Annotated in this window: 2 protein-coding genes; both read left to right on the forward strand. The window is 62.0% G+C overall.

Annotated elements, in window-relative coordinates:
• On the forward strand, positions 1 to 153 hold a 153-nt coding region (locus AC1DYX_RS31810; RefSeq protein WP_477266282.1), incomplete at its 5' end, for a VCBS domain-containing protein.
• Positions 150 to 574 (forward strand): VCBS domain-containing protein (locus AC1DYX_RS31815; RefSeq protein ID WP_477266280.1); only part of this gene is annotated, 425 nt, incomplete at its 3' end. The genes AC1DYX_RS31810 and AC1DYX_RS31815, both read left to right, overlap by 4 nt.

The raw sequence follows: 574 nt of genomic DNA on the forward strand, positions 1-574 counted from the left end.
ACCCTCGACGACAGCAAAGCCCAGTCCCTGGCTGCCGGTCAACAGGTGACCGAGACCTACACCGTCACGGTGAACGACCAGAACGGTTCGACCACCACGCAGGATGTCGTCATCACCATCACCGGCACCAACGAACCTACACCGTCACGGTGAACGACCAGAACGGTTCGACCACCACGCAGGATGTCGTCATCACCATCACCGGCACCAACGATAAGGTCAGCATTACCAGCGGCGCACAGGCWGGCTCGGTCATCGAGGACAGTGCCGCTGGGCACACGCAGTCCGGCACCATTGCCTTCACCGATGCTGACCTGAGCGACAGCCACGCCGCCACGTTTGCTGCCGCTGCCGGAAACGCTACGTCGCTCGGCACCTTCGCACTGGCACCAGTCGCCGAAGCCGCCAATGCCGCCAATGGCTCGGTCGGCTGGACTTATACCCTCGACGACAGCAAAGCCCAGTCCCTGGCTGCCGGTCAACAGGTGACCGAGACCTACACCGTCACGGTGAATGACCAGAACGGCTCGACTACTACCCAAGATGTCCTCATCACCATCACCGGCACCAACGA

It is taken from the genome of Massilia sp. P2_C2, assembly GCF_056404615.1.